The organism is Mycolicibacterium litorale, assembly GCF_010731695.1.
GTDB lineage: Bacteria > Actinomycetota > Actinomycetes > Mycobacteriales > Mycobacteriaceae > Mycobacterium > Mycobacterium litorale.
On the sequence record NZ_AP022586.1, the window covers coordinates 3785862 to 3801215 of the forward strand.

Below are 15354 nucleotides of genomic sequence, written 5' to 3' on the forward strand. Positions count from 1 at the left end.
CGCCAGCTTACAAACCGAGGTGACCGCGCAGCGTCTCGTCGGAGTATTCGGTGCGGAAGGCGCCCCGCTCCTGCAGGAGTGGCACCACCTTGTCGACGAATTCGTCGAGGCCCCGTGGTGTCAGGTGCGGAACGAGGATGAACCCGTCACAGGCGTCGGACTGCACGTGGAGGTCGATCTCATCGGCGACCTGGGCGGGCGTGCCGACGAACTGCTGTCTGCTGGTGACCGCAATGACCAGTTCGCGGATGCTCAACCGCTCGGCTTCGGCCCGGGCGCGCCACTCGGCGGCCAGCGCCTTGGAGTCCCCGTGGCGCACACGGCCCTGGGTGATCGTCGGATCGTCGACGGGGTCGACGTCCGGCAGCGGCCCGTCGGGGTCGTATCCGGACAGGTCGCGCTGCCACACCTGTTCGAGCATCGCGAGCGCGGTGGGCCCGCTGACCTGCTGCAGCCGGATGTGGCGCGCCCTGTCGGCGGCCTCGGCTGGAGTGTCGCCGAGGACGAAGGTGGCGGCGGGGAACACCTTGAGCCGGTCCGGGTTCCGGCCCGCGGCCACCGCACGCGCCTTGACGTCGGCGTAGTACCGCCGGCCCGCGTCGAGCGACCCGTGCAGCGTGAACAGCGCATCGGCATGCTGCGCACCGAAGTCCCGTCCGTCGGCGGAGTCACCGGCCTGCAGCAGCACGGGATGCCCCTGCGGGCCTGCGGGCAGCGTGGCGGTGCCCCGTACCTCGAAATGGGCGCCGGAATGGTCGACCGGGCGGATCGCGTCCGACGCCCAGCTGTCCCAGAACTCACGGGCCACCGTGACGAACTCCGCCGCGCGCCGGTAGCGGTCCGCGTGCGGCAGGAAACCGCCACGGCGGAAGTTCTCGCCGGTGAACGCATCCGAGGAGGTGACCATGTTCCAGCCGGCGCGGCCGTCGGAGAGGTGGTCGAGCGTGGCGAACTGGCGAGCGACCTCGAACGGTTCGTTGAACGTCGTGTTGATGGTGCCGACCAGGCCGAGCCGGTCGGTGACCCCCGCGAGCGCCGCGAGGACGGTGAACGTATCGGGCCGGCCGACCACGTCGAGGTCGTGGATGCGGCCGCGGTGTTCGCGCAGCCGCAGGCCCTCCGCCAGGAAGAAGAAGTCGAACCGGCCGCGTTCCGCGGTGTGGGCGAGGTGCACGAACGAGTCGAAGTCGATCTGGCTGCCCGATTCGGGATCCGACCACACCGTGGTGTTGTTGACTCCCGGGAAGTGCGCGGCGAGGTGAATGGGCTTGCGCTGCCTGCCTTCCCGTGGGCTCACCTGCGCCACCGCCCGGCGATCAGCTCGTGGGAGCGCAACCGGTCGGCGTGGCGGTGGGTCACCGAGGTGATCACCAACTCGTCGGCGCCGGTCACCTTCTGCAGGGTTTCCAGCCGCGCGGCCACCTCGTCGGGATCGCCCACGAATTGTGTCTCGGTGCGGTCGTGCACGAGCTGCTGCTGTTCTGCGGTCAGCGGTTCGCAGCGTCGGGGGTCCGGGTAGGGCACCGCACCGTCACCCGCGCGGATCGAGTACACCCAGTGGCCGTAACTCGAGGCGAGCTCGCGCGCGGTGTCGGTGTCGTCGGCCGCCACCACATCAGCCGAAACCACCACGTAGGGCTCAGCCAGCCGGGCCGACGGGGTGAACGCCGCCCGGTAGGCGTCGATGGCGTCGAGTGCGGTCGAAGGCGTGATGTGGTAGCTCGCGACGAACGGAAGGCCCAGCGCCCCGGCCACTTTGGCGCTCTGCCCGGGACTGCTACCGAAGATCCACGGGGTCAGGTCGGCACCCTCGCCGGGAACCACATGGGCGTCGACGTCACCGATCCGGTAGGAACCGGCCAACATGGCCAGGACGTCGTCGACCTGGTCGGCGAAGTCGGGAGCGACCGCTTCGGGCTGCTGCAACACCGACATCCGGGCGCTCAAGCGTGGTTTGCGCAGCAGCGCGCCGGTGTCGAAGGGGGCGGGTACGACGAGTCCGTCGACCTCCCGCCAGGGTCGCGTCTGCGGTTCGGGCGCGGGTTGGGTCTGCGCCTCGCGGCGTCGCTGGCCGGACCGGCCGAGCCCGAGGTCGATGCGGCCGGGGTACAGCGCGTCGAGGATGCCGAAGCTCTCCACCACGGCGACGGCGGTGGTGTGGCCGAGTTGCACCGCCGCCGCACCGACGTTGATCCGCTCGGTGGCGGCGGCGATCTGCCCGATGAGCACGGCGGGGGAGGAACTGGCCACCGCGACGAAGTGGTGTTCGGCGACCCAGTAACGCCGGTACCCCCACTCTTCGGCGTGGCGGGCGAGGTCGATCGTGTTGCGCAGCGCGGTCGCGGCGTCGGCGCCCTCCGGGATGGGCGAAAGATCCAGAATCGACAGCGGAACGGTCATGGCTGCTTCACTCCGAGGTAGCGGTTGACGGCGACGGGCAGGCCGAGGCGAGCGCGCAGCGTCTCCCCGTCCCGGTAGGCGGTGCGGAAGCGACCGGCGCGCTGCAGTCGTGGCACCACCTCCTCGACGATCGCGCGCAGATCGGTCGCGTTCACCGCGGGGCGTAGCCGGACACCGTCGATCCCCAACTGTTGCCAGTGCAGGAGCAGATCCACCAGATCGTCGGCATCTCCGCCGAAAACCATGGCGTCCGAGGCGAAGTCGGTCTGCCCGGACAGGGCGACCACGAGGTCGACGTACACCTGCAAACCCGCGCCGACCTGGCGCAGGATGGCTTTCAGCGATGCCTCGTCAGCCGGGGTGACGAAGACGAGATCGCTGGTGTGCGCGGCGAATTCGTAGATGCGCGGCGCGTGCGCGAGTGCGGCGACGACAGGTTGCCCCTGCGGCGGTCTGGGCGTGATGGCCGGCCCTTTCACCGAGAAATACCGGCCGGTGAAGTCGATGTAGTGCAGTTTGTCGCGGTCGACGAAGCGGCCCGTGGTGACGTCTCGGATCTCCGCGTCGTCCTCCCAGGAGTCCCACAGGCGGCGTACCACCTCGACCACGTCGGCGGCCTCGTCGAACAGCGCCTCGAGATCATCGCGGTCCACGGTTCGCCGGCCGAAGAGCGCCGCTTCGGATGCGGTCGCACTGACGCGGGGCTGCCAGCCGGCGCGGCCGCGGGAAACGTGATCGAGGGTGGCGATCGCCTTCGAGACGTGGAACGGCTCGGTGTGGGTGACCGTCGCGACGGGAATGAGACCGATGTGCCGGGTGGCGGGCGCGATGCGGGCCGCCACCATAACCGCGTCGGCGCGGGCGACGCGGGTCGGCGCCAGGGAGTCGTCGATAGTGAGGAAGTCGAGCAGGCCGCGTTCCGCCGTGGCGGCGAGGTCGGCCCAGTAACGGCCGCTGGTGACCGGCGGCAGTTCGGGAGTTCGGCGCCAGGCGTGCGGGTCCCAGCCGTATCCGTCGAGCGCGACGCCGACATGCGGCGGGGCCGTCACGGCAGGGCTTTCGCGAACGCCACCGGGTACACCTCGCCGTCGGCGGGCAGGGGCTCGGCGAGACGGTGGTAGCCGGTCGCGAGGTAGAGGGCTTCGGCCTCGGGCTGGCGGTCACCGGTCGTCAGATAGATCCTGCGGTAGCCGCGCGCGGCGATCTCTGTCTCCAGTGCGGCCAGCAGTGCACGGGCGAACCCGCGACGACGATGCGCGCTGTCGGTCCAGATGCGCTTCAGCTCGGCGGTGGTGGCGTCGAAGCGGCGAAAGGCGCCGCCGGTTACCGGTGTGTCGCCCAGCAGACCGACGAGCATGGCGCCGTCCGGCGGGGCGAACTCCTGGGCGGGGTAGCGGCGCAGCCAGGCCGCGACCGCCTCGGCCCGCCCGTCGTACCGGTCGGCGTATTCGACGGCGAGTTCGTCGAGCAGCGGTTGAGCCAGTGGGTCCCGTTGGTCCACGGCCACGAATCGCAGGTCATCGGTCACCGGCACAATCATCACCTCACTTTCCAACGCCGCAGGCCGGGACGCATTCCGTCGACGGGGTTCGGCTCAGCGCGATCGAAAATAGCGGCAGGTCGCCTGAGAACTCACCCTCTTCCGATCAAAACTTGACACCTGTAAAGTTCCGCGACATGGACAACATCAGGGGCAAGACCATCGCGATCACCGGCGCCGCTCGCGGTATCGGTTATGCCACCGCCAAGGCACTTCTGGCTCGCGGCGCCCGGGTCGTCATCGGCGATCGTGACGTGGCGCTGCAGGAGTCGGCGGTCGCCCAGCTCACGAAGCTCGGCCCGGTGTCGGGATATCCGCTCGACGTCACCGACCGCGAATCGTTCGCGACCTTCCTGGACAAGGCCCGTACCGACGGCGGCGGGCACATCGACGTGCTGATCAACAACGCGGGTGTGATGCCGATCGGGCCGTTCCTGTCGCAGTCCGAGCAGGCGATCCGGTCGTCGATCGAGGTCAACCTCTACGGTGTGATCGCCGGCTGCCAGCTGGCGTTGCCCGACATGATCGCGCGGCGCCGCGGCCACATCATCAACATCGCATCGTTGTCCGGGGTCATCCCGGTTCCGGGTCAGGTGGTGTACGTCGGAGCCAAGTTCGGGGTGGTCGGACTGTCCGCGGCACTGGCCGACGAGGTGGCACCGCACGGTGTGCACGTATCAGTGGTCATGCCGCCGTTCACCCGGACCGAACTGATCTCCGGCACGAAGGAGACGGTCGGCACGAAACCCGTTGAGCCCGAAGACATCGCGGCAGCCATCGTCAAGACGCTGAACAAGCCGAAGACGCATGTGTCGGTGCCGCCGTTCCTGCGCTTCACCGCCCAGGCCTCGCAGCTCCTCGGACCGCGCGGGCGGCGGTGGATGAACAAGAAGCTCGGCCTGGACGACGTGTTCCTGGAGTTCGACACCGCCAAGCGCAAGAGCTACGAGGATCGGGCGCAGACGGCGCTGGGTGTGGTCGAAGGCGGTGACAAGGGCTAGCGGCGACGGCCCTACTCGAAGTCCGGGACCGGGTCCCCCGCGCGGTAGCGCTCGATCGCCTCGAGGTGTTCGAGCAGCGCCTCGGCCGAGAACACGTAGTCGATCCCGTCGGCACCCGCACCGACGAAGATGACGTGCCACTCCTCCTCGGTGGTCAACCAGATCCGTGTCACCGTCTCGATGGCCTCGTCGTCGGTCGAGATACCCGACGGTGGGAAGTACCACGTGACCATCTCGTCGTTCGAGTTCTCGAGGTCGAATTCCCAACCGCGCGAGGTGATCACCTCGTCGACGACGAGGCTGTCGTCGGCGACGTCCGGGTTCCAGCGCGGACCCCGGGCGGCGAGACGCTTCTTCCGGCGCGCCTTCTTGGCGTCAGAGCGCTTCGACACTCAGCCCAGCGCCCGGTCGAGATCGGTGATCAGGTCGTCGGTGCCCTCCAGCCCCACCGAAACCCGCACTACGCCGTCACCCAGTCCGATCGCCGCGCGACCCTCGGGCCCCATCGCCCGGTGCGTCGTCGTGGCGGGATGGGTGATCAGCGACTTGGCGTCGCCCAGGTTGTTCGAGATGTCGATGACCTGCAGCTTGTCGAGCACCTCGAACGCCCGCTCCTTGCCTCCGGCCAGTTCGAAGGTGACGACGGTGCCGCCGCCCCGCATCTGCCGCTTGGCCAGGTCGTACTGCGGATGCGACTCCAGGAACGGGTACTTCACCCAGCTCACCGACGAATGGCCCTCGAGGAACTCCGCGATCCGCTGCGCCGAGCGGTTCGAGTAGTCGACCCGCACCGCCAATGTCTCCAGCCCCTTCAGCAGCGTCCACGCGTTGAACGCGCTGATCGCCGGACCGGTGTGGCGCATCAGCTTCTGCACCGGCCCGTCGATGTACTCCTGCGAGCCGAGGATCGCCCCGCCGAGGACACGGCCCTGACCGTCGATGTGTTTGGTGCCCGAATACACGACGACGTCCGCGCCCAACGGCATGCCCTGCTGCAGCAGCGGCGTCGCGAACACGTTGTCCAGCACCACTTTTGCGCCCGCGGCGTGGGCCATTTCGCAGACCGCGGCGATGTCGACCAGCGACTGCATCGGATTCGACGGCGTCTCGAAGAACACCGCCTGCGTCGGGACCGACAGCGCCTCTTCCCACTGCGCGAGGTCGTCGCCGTCGACGAACACGGTCTCCACACCCCACCGCGGCAGGATCTCGTTGCACACCACGAAGCACGACCCGAACAGGCTGCGGGCCGCCACCAACCGGTCCCCCGCACCGAGCAGCGCACCCAGCGACGTGAACACCGCCGCCATCCCGGTCGCGGTCGCGAAACAGGCCGGCGCGTCCTCGATCAGGCGCAGCCGCTCCTCGAACATCGAGATCGTCGGGTTGCCGTAGCGCGAGTAGACATACCGGTCGATCTCACCGGTGAACGCCTTCTCCGCCTCGGCGGCCGACGCGTACACGTACCCCGAGGTGAGGTACATCGCCTCGGCGGTCTCCTCGAAGCCCGAACGCAGCAGTCCGCCGCGCACACCGAGAGTGGCCTGGCTGACCCCGTCAGGCAGTTCGGCGGGCTTACGTACCGAGGGAACCTCGCTCATGACTGCCGCCAGGGCAGACCGACGGCCTTCCAGCCGGTGCGGCCACGGTGCTTCTGCTCGTCGAGGTCACCCTCGAAACCGTCGAGAATGTTGTACGACGGTCCGATCCCCGCCGCGGTGGCGGCTTCGGCGGCGCCGATCGAACGGTTGCCGGAGCGGCACAGGAACACCACGGGGCGCTCGCCGGGCGTGATGCCCGCAGCCTGCAGATCGTCGACGAAACCCGGGTTGCGGGTGCCGTCGGTCCGGTTCCACTCGATGAACACCACGTCGCGGGACAGCGCCGACAGATCGGGCACCCCGACGAACCGCCACTCGGCGTCGGTCCGACAGTCCACCAGCACCGCATCGGGGTTGTCGTCGAGTAGCTGCCAGGCCTCCTCCGGCGTGATGTCTCCCGCATAGCTCACGGCCGTGAGTGTCCCACACCTAGTCAGAACGGGTCGAACACACCTTCCACGCCCCGTCCTCCCGGACGAACGTCGTCGGCACCTGGAACTTGTCGTCCTCGGACCTGTCGAAGTGGTAGGTGACGGTGGCGGTGGCGCGGTCGCCTTCGACCGCGACCCCGGTCACGCCGTCGATGAACCTGGCGCCCTGCTCGGCTACGGAATTGCGTTGCCGCTCAAGCACATCGCTCTCGTTGCCCTGTTCGGCACGGCACGTGTTGGCGCGGAAATCGTCGTAGTCCTCACGCTGCAGGGCGTCGTTCTGCGCCGCAGCGGCCCGGCCGATCTGCTGTTCGTCGGTGAGCTCGTCGCCCTCGAACGCGTTGACCAGCCAGATACCGATCACGACGAGGACAATGATGACCAGCGCCGCCATGAACGGGGCGGCGGTCGGCCGGTCGCTCGGGCGGCCCGTATCCGGATCGGATTCAGCGGACATCGCTCACCACAGCTTCCGCAGCGCGGCGCCCACCCGACGGGCCCGGTCCCGGGCGATGATCACATCCGGCGCGGTGGCCAGCGCGACCCCGAGCCTGCGGCGGCCGTCGGTCTCGTCCGGTCGGCCGAACAACCACACGTCGCTCTCCTGGGTGGCCAGCGCTTCGGCCACCACCGCGGCGATCTCCGAACCCGACGGTTCGGCCACCGGCGCCTCGGTGCCCGCGTAGCGGACCTCGGCCGCACCGGGCGAGATCATGATCGTGTCGACCGCCAGGCCCAGTATCGCCCGCGCATGCAGTTCGAACTGCGACAGCCGCTGGGACCGAAGCGTCACCAGACCCGTGTCCTGCGGCCGGGCCCGCACGTCGGAGAAGTACACCTCGTCGCCGCGGACCAGCAGTTCGACCGCGAACAGCCCGCGCCCGCCGAGCGAGTTCACGATGCGCGCGGCGATCGACTTCGCGGCGTCCAGCGCCGCGGGCGTCATCTGCTGCGGCTGCCAGGACTCCAGCGCCTCACCGTCGCCGGGACGGTGGCCGATCGGTTCGCAGAAGGTCAGCGTCGGACCCGTCGCGCTGATGCTGCGCACGGTCAGCAGCGTCACCTCGTAGTCGACCTCGACGACGGTCTCGGCCATCACGCGGTTGTGGGTGATGCGGCCCGCGGCGATCGCGCGCTTCCATGCCGGTTCGACATCCTCGACCCGCAGCAGTACCGACTGGCCCTCACCCGGTGCGCCGGAGATCGGTTTGACGACGAGCGGGAAGCCCGCGTGCTGGGCGACCGCGCCCAATTCGTCCGCCGAACCGGCGAACCAGAACGGCGCGGTCGGCAGGCCCAGTTCGTCGGACGCCAACCGGCGCAGCCCTTCGCGGTCCTGCCCCAGCCGGGTGCTGCGCGGGGTCGGGAACACGTCGACGTCACTGCGTTCGGCCACCGCGATCAACGCGTCCGCGGCGATGGCACCGGACTGCGCGACGACGTAGCGCGGCTTCTCACGGTCGATCAGCGCGGTGAGCGCCTCGGCGTCGGTCAGCCGCACCACGGCCGAGCGGTCGGCCACCCCGTGTGCGGGTGCGTCGGCGTACCGGTCGACCGCCACCACGACCGCACCGAGTCGCTGGAAGGCGAGCGCGAGTTCCCGACTGAGCTCGCCCGCGCCCAGGAGCAGCACCGTGCTCCTCGGTGCGGCTGCGGCCGGCGGAGCCTGCGGCACCACCGGTTCCGGGGCGGTGGACGCGGCCGCCACCGTCACGCCCGGGTCGGTGTCGGTGGTGTCGGTGTCGGTTGGTTCAGTCATCGCTCGCCAGCCTGCCAGATGCTCAACCCACCCGGAGGTCGATGTAGCACCACCGCCACGACTCCCCCGGTTCGGCCGAACGCATGACGGGGTGACCGCTGCGGCGGAAGTGCTCGGTGGCGTGTTGATGCGGGCTGGAATCACAGCAGCCGACGTGCCCGCACGTCATGCACATGCGCAGGTGCGCCCAGGTGACCTCGCCCAGTTCGGCGCAGCCTTCGCAGGAGCTGGGAGTGTTCGGCGACGGGTCGGCGTTGAGGGTGGCCAGGTGCTCACACGTCGGCGGTGCGCCCGTATCCTGCGCCCGCCGGGTGGCTCGACCTGCTCTGCTGCGCATGGTGGTCGAGGATACGGACGCTGCGAGAAGTTCCAGAGAGGAAGGCTGCCGACGTGACTGCCTCACTGCTGGCGGTGCTGGTCGCCGCGCTGCTGCTGGCCGCGGTGGCCCGCCGCGCCGACGTGTCGGCCCCGCTGGCGCTGGTCGTCGCCGGTCTGGCCGCGGGTCTGATCCCCGGGGTGCCCGACATCCAGCTCGATCCGGACCTCGTGCTGTACGTGGTGCTGCCGCCGCTGCTGTGGTCGGCCGGGCTGGAGAGCAGCTATGTGGCGCTGCGGCGCAACGTGCGCTCGATCGGGATGCTGGCCGTCGGGTTGCCGCTGGCGACGACGTTCGCGGTCGGGGTGGTGGCGTACTGGGCGGTGCCCGAACTCACGGTTGCGGCGGCGTTGACACTCGGCGCGATCGTGGCGCCGCCGGACGCGGTGTCGGCGACCGCCGTCGGGCGCAGGCTGGGGTTGCCGCGCCGGCTGATGACGCTGCTCGGCGGCGAGAGCCTGCTCAACGACGCCACGGCGCTGACCGCCTACAAGGTGGCGCTGGGCCTGGCGATCGGCGGCAGCGCGAGCTGGACCGGCGGCCTGAGCACGTTCGCGCTGGCGGCCGTCGGTGGCGTGGCGGTCGGCGGTGTGCTCGGTGCGGCGATCGTCTACGTGCGGTCGCGGCTGAGCGATCCGCTGGCCGAGAGCGCGCTGGGCCTGGTCGCGCCGTTCGGGATCTACCTGCTCGCCGAGGAGGTGCACGGCTCCGGAGTGCTCGCGGTCGTCGTGGCCGCGCTGATCCTCGGGCAGCACTCCACGAACGCCAGCTACGCGACGCGGCTGCAGGACTCCGCGGTGTGGCGGGCCGTCCAGCTCCTGCTGGAGTCGTTTGCGTTCCTGCTCATCGGACTGCAGCTGCCGAAGGTGGTCGAGGAGCTCGCCGGGATCTCGGCGGCCGTGCTGACCGTCGCCTCGCTGGCGGTGCTCGCGACGGTCATCGCGGTGCGGATCGTGTGGGTGTACCTGTTCGCCTACATGCCGCGGACGCTGTCGAGCACCCTGCGTGACCGGGAGCCCCCGCCGCGTCCGGCGCAGGTGTTCGTGGTCGCGTGGGCCGGGATGCGCGGCGTGGTGTCGCTGGCCGCGGCGTTCGCGGTGCCGGCGACCACGCTGACCGGTGCCCAGTTCCCCGGCCGGCCGCAGCTGGTGTTCCTGACCTTCGTCGTCGTGGTCGGCACCCTGCTGCTGCACGGGCTGACGCTGCCGTGGCTGATCAAGCGGCTCGGCGTCCAGGGCGACGAGGCCCACACCGATGCGGTCGCCGCGGCCGCCGCCCAGGACAAGGCGGCCCGGGCGGCGGCCGCGCGCCTCGACGACATCCTCGACCAGCAGCGCGCCGACGGCACCATCGACGACGTGCACGAACGCGCGGCCGAGATCCTGCGCGCATGGAACACCCGGCGCCGCAACTCCGCGTGGGAACAACTCGGCCGCGACGAGGCGGACATCGGCGAGAGTCCGGCGGCAGCGTTCCGCCGGCTGCGCCTGGAGATGCTGGCCGCCGAACGGGCGACGCTGATCGCCGAACGCGACAGCGGCCACATCGACGACGAGGTGTTGCGCTCGGTGCTCTACGGCCTCGACCTGGAGGAGGCGACACTCAATCGGCGATAGCCCGACCGGGGGCTAGTCGTCGAGGTCGCGCCGGAACGCCGACATGGCGTCGAGCAGCGTCACGAACGTGCGGTGCGCCGCGGCCACGTCGTCGTCGGGGATCCCCGCCATCGCCCGGGTGGTGTGTTCGGCCAGCGGCGCGAAGAACTCGCTCGCCACGCCGCGTCCGGGTTCGGCGACCCGCAGGATGACCTTGCGCCGGTCAGCGGGGTCGGAGTCGCGCCGCAGATGCCCGGAGGCGATCATCCGCTCCACGAGGTAGGTGATCGCCGCACCGGACACGCCCATCTTCTTGCGCAGGTCGCCCGCGGTCAGCGGAGTGCCCGCCGTCTCGGCCACGATGATGTGCAGCAGTGCGCGAAAGTCGTTCGGCGCCAACGAATGACGCGCTGCGAAGGCGCGGCCGATCTGTTCGGACTCGGCCGACAGGGCGCGCATGTCCGCGGCGATCAGCGCTTCGAGCTCGGCGCGGTCGGCGTCAGCCATCCGATGAGGATAGTTCCGGCGAAGATGTTCAGTTTCTGAAATATCGGGAATATCAGGTGGCATGGCGGGTCGTTTCTCCTGGGTCGTGGCATTGCTGGTGGTTCTCGTGTCCGGTGGGCTCATGGGCGTCCTCGGCGGCGGTGAGTCGAGTTCGCAGTCGCCGGTGTCCGTGCCGTCGGATGCCGAATCGGCGAAGGTCAACGCGTTGCGCACCGAATTCCCGGGCGGCGATCAGGCCCCGGCGATACTCGTCGTCACCCGCGATGACGGCGCACCGCTGTCCCCCGCCGACGTCGCCGCCACCGAGGCCGCCCGCCACCGCATGCTGGGCGCGGCCCAGAGCGCCCCGTCGGGACCTCCGGTGCTGGTGTCCGACGACGACAAGGCGGCCGTCGCCACCGTGCCGCTGGCTGCCGACCTGTCGGGATTCGGGCTCAACGATGCGGTCAAGGGACTCCGCGAAGCCGCCGCCGACGGACTGCCTTCCGACCTGAAAGCCGAGGTGACCGGCGGTCCGGCGTTCGGCGCGGACATCGCCGACTCGTTCTCCGGCGCCAACTTCACGCTCCTGGCGGTGACGGCCGCCGTGGTGGCGCTGCTGCTGATCGTCACCTACCGCTCACCGGTGCTGTTCCTGGTCCCGCTGGCGGTGATCGGATTCGCCGACCGGGTGGCCGCCGTGGTGGGCACCGCGATCGCCGAGGGGGTCGGCATGACGCCCGACGGATCCACCTCCGGCATCACCAGCGTGCTGGTGTTCGGCGCGGGCACGAATTACGCCCTGCTGCTGATCTCCCGGTACCGCGAGGAGCTCGGCCGCAACGGCAATCACAAGGAGGCGCTGGCGGTGGCGGTCCGCGCCGCCGGTCCGGCGATCCTGGCCAGCAACGCCACGGTGGTGCTCGCGCTGCTGACCCTGGTGTTCGCGTCGGCGCCGAGCACCCGCAGCCTGGGCGTGCAGGCCGCCTCGGGGCTGGTCGTCGCGGCCGTGTTCGTTCTGCTGGTACTGCCCGCGCTGCTGCGCGTGTTCGGCAAGAGACTGTTCTGGCCGCTCATCCCCAAGGAGGGCGCTGCGCCGCTGACCGACAGCGGGCTGTGGCACCGCATCGCCGCGGCGGTGGCCAAGCGCCCGGTTCGCGTCGCCGTGGTGTCGATCGGCGCGCTCGCCGTGCTGTGCACCGGGCTGTTCTTCACCCCGATCGGGCTGACGCAGACCGAACAGTTCCGCGTACAGGCCGAGTCCGTGACGGGATACGAAACGCTCGCCGACCACTTCCCCAGCGGGCTGACCGATCCCACCCGCGTCATCGGCCCGTCGAACAAGGCCGGCGAGATCCAACGCGCGATCGACGACACCGACGGTGTGGTCTCGGCGAATCCCGCGGGCACCTCGCCGTCCGGGCTGACGCAGTGGTCGGTGGTGCTGTCGGCCGAACCGGCGTCGGAGGAGGCGTTCTCGACCGTCGACACGCTTCGCGACCACGTGCGGGCCGTGGACTCCGCGGCGCTGGTCGGCGGCTCCGACGCGCAGGCCCGCGACATCAGCACCGCCGCCACCCGTGACCGCATGGTCGTGATTCCGACGATCCTCGCCGTGGTGCTGGTGGTGCTCTATGTGCTGCTTCGGTCGGCGCTGGCCCCGCTGATCCTGGTCGGGGTGACGGTGCTCAGCGCGCTTGCGGCGCTCGGGCTCGGCGGCTGGGCCAGTGTGCACCTGTTCGGCTTCCCGGCTCTGGACAACTCGACGCCCCTGTTCGCGTTCCTGTTCCTGGTGGCGCTCGGTGTGGACTACACGATCTTCCTGGTCACCAGGGCCCGCGAGGAGACGCCGGAGTTCGGCACCCGCCAGGGCATCGTGCGCGCGGTCTCGGCGACCGGCGCCGTCATCACCAGCGCGGGCATCGTGCTGGCCGCGGTGTTCTGCGTCCTCGGCGTGCTGCCGCTGATCGTGCTCACCCAGCTCGGCATCATCGTCGGCCTCGGCATCCTGCTCGACACGTTCCTGGTGCGCACGGTGATCATCCCCGCCCTGTTCACGCTCATCGGGCCGAGGATCTGGTGGCCGGCTCTGCGCGCGAAGCCGTGAACGCGGCGCGGCACGCGTACGTTCGGTAGGTATGACCGGGACGACTGGCACATCGGCGGCTCCTGCACTCCCGCCGCTGCACATGCGGCGCAACGGCTTCGACCCGACCGCCGAACTGCGCGACATCCGCGAATCCACCGGCGTGCGCGTCACCAAGAACGCGTTCGGGATGGACATCTACCTGGTGACCCGCCATGAGGACGTCAAATCGGTGCTCGCCGATCACGAGCGGTTCTCCAACACCCGCCCACCCGGCTTCGTCGGCGCGGGCGCACCGATCTCCGACGCCGAGCAGGCCAGGGCGCAGGCGGGCAACCTGCTCGCCAACGATCCTCCCGAACACCAGCGGCTGCGCCGGATGCTCACCCCGGAGTTCACGCTGCGCCGCATCAACCGGCTGCAGCCGCGCATCGTCGCGATCGTCGACGAACACCTCGACGCGATGGAGAAGGCCGGTCCGCCAACCGATCTCGTGGCCGGCTTCGCGCTACCCATTCCGTCGCTGGTGATCTGCGAACTCCTCGGCGTGCCCTACGCCGATCGGGAGGACTTCCAGCGCCGCAGCGCCCGTCAGCTCGACCTGTCCCTACCCATTCCGGAACGGCTCGAGCTGGCCCGCGAGGCCCGCGACTACATGCACGCACTGGTGACCCGGGCCCGGCACACACCGGGCGACGACATCCTCGGAATGCTGGTGCGCGAACACGGCGACGAGTTGACCGACGACGAACTGGTCGGCATCGCGGGGCTGCTGCTGCTCGCCGGGCACGAGACCACCTCCAACATGCTCGGGCTCGGCGTGCTCGCGCTGCTGCGCCACCCCGAGCAGCTGGCCGCGGTGCGCGACGATCCGGCGGCGGTGGGTCCCGCGGTCGAGGAGCTGCTGCGGTGGCTGTCGATCGTGCACAGCGGGATCCCGCGCATCACCACCACCGACGTCGAGGTCGCCGGTGTGCCGATCGCCAAGGGGCAGCTGGTGTTCGTCTCGCTCCCGTCGGCCAACCGCGATCCCGGCTTCGTCGGCGCCCCGGACACCCTCGACATCCACCGCGGCGCACCAGGACACCTGGCGTTCGGCCACGGTGTGCACCACTGCCTCGGTGCGCCGCTCGCCCGGATGGAGATCCGGATCGCGCTCCCGGCGCTGCTGCGCCGGTTCCCGACGCTGGCGCTGGCCGAACCGTTCGAGGATGTCGAGTTCCGGTCGTTCCACTTCATTTACGGGCTACGGTCGTTGCTGGTGGGATGGTGAGGACGCGATGAAGATCGAAGCGGACCGCGACGCCTGCATCAGTGCGGGCAACTGCGTGATGAGCGCGCCGGAGGTGTTCGACCAGGACGACGACGGCATCGTGGTCCTGCTTGCCGATCCGGTGCCCGACGGCGAGCTGGAGAACGCCCGCGCCGCGGTCAGGCTGTGTCCGGCGTCGGCCCTGCGGGTCGCGTCGGAGTGAGCCGGCCGCCGAACAGCAGCACGCTGATCACCAGCACCCACGCCGGAAACGCCAGCGTCAGCCACATGCTCACCTCCGCGGCCGCCATGAGCGCCAGCGCCACCACGTAGGTCCCCCACGCGAGCGGCCGCGGCATCAGCCCCGTCCGCAGCCAGATCGTGGCCACCGAGATCATGAACACCGCCGCCATCCGCAGCGCGTAGGTCTTCGAAACCACAAGGGCCAGCGACTGTCCGAAGGCCATCGCGGCCGCACGGGTCGACGCGTCGAGGTGCGGTCCGATGCCCTCGAGCGCCGCGCCGATGCCGGCGGCGACGAACATCATCGCCAGGAACAGCAGCCCGCTGCCGAGGAACACGGTGGCGAAGAACTTGTCCTCGTAACGGCCGAAGCCGTCGCGGATCACCCCGATGAACCACAGGAAAGCGATGCCCGCGAACGGCATCAGCAGCGCAGCCACCCGCAACCGGTGCTCGCCGCCGTCGACCCACTGTGAACCGGGTTCGGCGCCCTCGGGCAGGGCGGTGCGGATGAGAATCAGTGCCGCACCGAACAACACCGCGAACACCACACCGGCCAGCGCCGCCGCGCGGGGAGTCGACAG

17 protein-coding genes are annotated in these 15354 nt (G+C 70.1%); 5 read left to right on the plus strand and 12 right to left on the minus strand.

The features are described from left to right. Positions 1–7: 7 nt before the first annotated feature. From G6N30_RS18030 to G6N30_RS18045, 4 genes are read right to left on the minus strand one after another with little or no spacing between them, the layout of a single operon-like run. On the minus strand, positions 8–1297 hold the full coding sequence (locus tag G6N30_RS18030) for an NtaA/DmoA family FMN-dependent monooxygenase (RefSeq protein WP_134057685.1): 1290 nt from the start codon (positions 1295–1297) through the stop codon (positions 8–10). After that, positions 1294–2400 (minus strand): LLM class flavin-dependent oxidoreductase, encoded by a 1107-nt coding sequence (locus tag G6N30_RS18035; protein ID WP_134057687.1) that lies wholly within the window; start codon positions 2398–2400, stop codon positions 1294–1296. The genes G6N30_RS18030 and G6N30_RS18035 overlap by 4 nt, the downstream gene beginning before the upstream one ends. Further along, positions 2397–3449: an LLM class flavin-dependent oxidoreductase gene (locus G6N30_RS18040; protein WP_134057689.1), complete on the minus strand. Its 1053-nt coding sequence runs from the start codon at positions 3447–3449 to the stop codon at positions 2397–2399. Before G6N30_RS18040 ends, G6N30_RS18035 begins: the two co-directional genes overlap by 4 nt. After that, positions 3446–3928, minus strand: a complete 483-nt coding sequence (locus tag G6N30_RS18045; protein WP_134057691.1) for a GNAT family N-acetyltransferase — start codon at positions 3926–3928, stop codon at positions 3446–3448. The genes G6N30_RS18040 and G6N30_RS18045 overlap by 4 nt, the downstream gene beginning before the upstream one ends. A 149-nt stretch (positions 3929–4077) precedes the next feature. Between G6N30_RS18045 and G6N30_RS18050 the strand changes: the two genes are divergently transcribed. Then, the gene (locus G6N30_RS18050; RefSeq protein WP_134057693.1) at positions 4078–4941 is read left to right on the plus strand and encodes an SDR family oxidoreductase; all 864 of its coding nucleotides are present in this window, start codon (positions 4078–4080) and stop codon (positions 4939–4941) included. Between the two features lie 11 nt (positions 4942–4952). On the opposite strand, the gene G6N30_RS18055 is transcribed toward G6N30_RS18050, so the two are convergent. The 6 genes from G6N30_RS18055 to G6N30_RS18080 are packed head-to-tail and all read right to left on the minus strand — an operon-like array spanning position 4953 to position 9069. Beyond that, positions 4953–5333, minus strand: coding sequence for a hypothetical protein (locus tag G6N30_RS18055; RefSeq protein WP_134057695.1), 381 nt, complete (start codon positions 5331–5333; stop codon positions 4953–4955). Further along, positions 5334–6542: an O-succinylhomoserine sulfhydrylase gene (locus G6N30_RS18060; protein ID WP_134057697.1), complete on the minus strand. Its 1209-nt coding sequence runs from the start codon at positions 6540–6542 to the stop codon at positions 5334–5336. Further along, positions 6539–6952 (minus strand): rhodanese-like domain-containing protein, encoded by a 414-nt coding sequence (locus G6N30_RS18065; RefSeq protein ID WP_134057699.1) that lies wholly within the window; start codon positions 6950–6952, stop codon positions 6539–6541. The genes G6N30_RS18060 and G6N30_RS18065 overlap by 4 nt, the downstream gene beginning before the upstream one ends. 19 nt (positions 6953–6971) lie before the next feature. Next, the gene (locus G6N30_RS18070; protein ID WP_134057701.1) at positions 6972–7430 is read right to left on the minus strand and encodes an Rv0361 family membrane protein; all 459 of its coding nucleotides are present in this window, start codon (positions 7428–7430) and stop codon (positions 6972–6974) included. A 3-nt stretch (positions 7431–7433) separates the two neighbouring features. Then, positions 7434–8732, minus strand: coding sequence for a formate-dependent phosphoribosylglycinamide formyltransferase (purT, locus tag G6N30_RS18075; protein ID WP_134057703.1), 1299 nt, complete (start codon positions 8730–8732; stop codon positions 7434–7436). A 22-nt stretch (positions 8733–8754) separates the two neighbouring features. Then, positions 8755–9069: a UBP-type zinc finger domain-containing protein gene (locus G6N30_RS18080; RefSeq protein ID WP_134057705.1), complete on the minus strand. Its 315-nt coding sequence runs from the start codon at positions 9067–9069 to the stop codon at positions 8755–8757. A 53-nt stretch (positions 9070–9122) separates the two neighbouring features. On the opposite strand from G6N30_RS18080, the gene G6N30_RS18085 reads away from it, so the two are divergent. After that, positions 9123–10724, plus strand: coding sequence for a Na+/H+ antiporter (locus tag G6N30_RS18085; RefSeq protein WP_134057707.1), 1602 nt, complete (start codon positions 9123–9125; stop codon positions 10722–10724). Positions 10725–10736: 12 nt separating this feature from the next. Here G6N30_RS18085 and G6N30_RS18090 read toward each other — a convergent pair whose 3' ends face one another. Further along, on the minus strand, positions 10737–11210 hold the full coding sequence (locus tag G6N30_RS18090) for a MarR family winged helix-turn-helix transcriptional regulator (protein ID WP_134057709.1): 474 nt from the start codon (positions 11208–11210) through the stop codon (positions 10737–10739). 61 nt (positions 11211–11271) lie between these two features. Here G6N30_RS18090 and G6N30_RS18095 point away from each other — a divergent pair, with 61 nt between their 5' ends. Genes G6N30_RS18095 through G6N30_RS18105 form a run of 3 tightly spaced genes read left to right on the plus strand, consistent with a single transcriptional unit; the run spans position 11272 to position 14750 of the window. Further along, entirely contained in the window at positions 11272–13296 is a 2025-nt protein-coding gene (locus G6N30_RS18095) for an MMPL family transporter (RefSeq protein ID WP_134057711.1), read from the plus strand. A 31-nt stretch (positions 13297–13327) separates the two neighbouring features. Further along, positions 13328–14548: a cytochrome P450 gene (locus tag G6N30_RS18100; protein ID WP_134057713.1), complete on the plus strand. Its 1221-nt coding sequence runs from the start codon at positions 13328–13330 to the stop codon at positions 14546–14548. A 7-nt stretch (positions 14549–14555) separates the two neighbouring features. Then, complete coding sequence (locus G6N30_RS18105; protein ID WP_134057715.1) at positions 14556–14750, plus strand: ferredoxin; 195 nt, start codon at positions 14556–14558, stop codon at positions 14748–14750. On the opposite strand, the gene G6N30_RS18110 is transcribed toward G6N30_RS18105, so the two are convergent. Next, positions 14707–15354 carry a hypothetical protein gene (locus G6N30_RS18110; protein WP_134059156.1) on the minus strand — a complete coding sequence of 216 codons (648 nt, stop codon included), beginning with the start codon at positions 15352–15354 and terminating at the stop codon, positions 14707–14709. The two genes, G6N30_RS18105 and G6N30_RS18110, sit on opposite strands and share 44 nt — an antisense overlap.

Coding starts and splice junctions, on each gene's coding strand:
- G6N30_RS18095 (WP_134057711.1), top strand. CDS start 11,272: ATGGCGGGTCGTTTCTCCTGGGTCGTGGCATTGCTGGTGGTTCTCGTG.
- G6N30_RS18070 (WP_134057701.1), bottom strand. CDS start 7,430: ATGTCCGCTGAATCCGATCCGGATACGGGCCGCCCGAGCGACCGGCCG.
- G6N30_RS18035 (WP_134057687.1), bottom strand. CDS start 2,400: ATGACCGTTCCGCTGTCGATTCTGGATCTTTCGCCCATCCCGGAGGGC.
- purT (WP_134057703.1), bottom strand. CDS start 8,732: ATGACTGAACCAACCGACACCGACACCACCGACACCGACCCGGGCGTG.
- G6N30_RS18080 (WP_134057705.1), bottom strand. CDS start 9,069: ATGCGCAGCAGAGCAGGTCGAGCCACCCGGCGGGCGCAGGATACGGGC.
- G6N30_RS18090 (WP_134057709.1), bottom strand. CDS start 11,210: ATGGCTGACGCCGACCGCGCCGAGCTCGAAGCGCTGATCGCCGCGGAC.
- G6N30_RS18105 (WP_134057715.1), top strand. CDS start 14,556: ATGAAGATCGAAGCGGACCGCGACGCCTGCATCAGTGCGGGCAACTGC.
- G6N30_RS18100 (WP_134057713.1), top strand. CDS start 13,328: ATGACCGGGACGACTGGCACATCGGCGGCTCCTGCACTCCCGCCGCTG.
- G6N30_RS18050 (WP_134057693.1), top strand. CDS start 4,078: ATGGACAACATCAGGGGCAAGACCATCGCGATCACCGGCGCCGCTCGC.
- G6N30_RS18060 (WP_134057697.1), bottom strand. CDS start 6,542: ATGAGCGAGGTTCCCTCGGTACGTAAGCCCGCCGAACTGCCTGACGGG.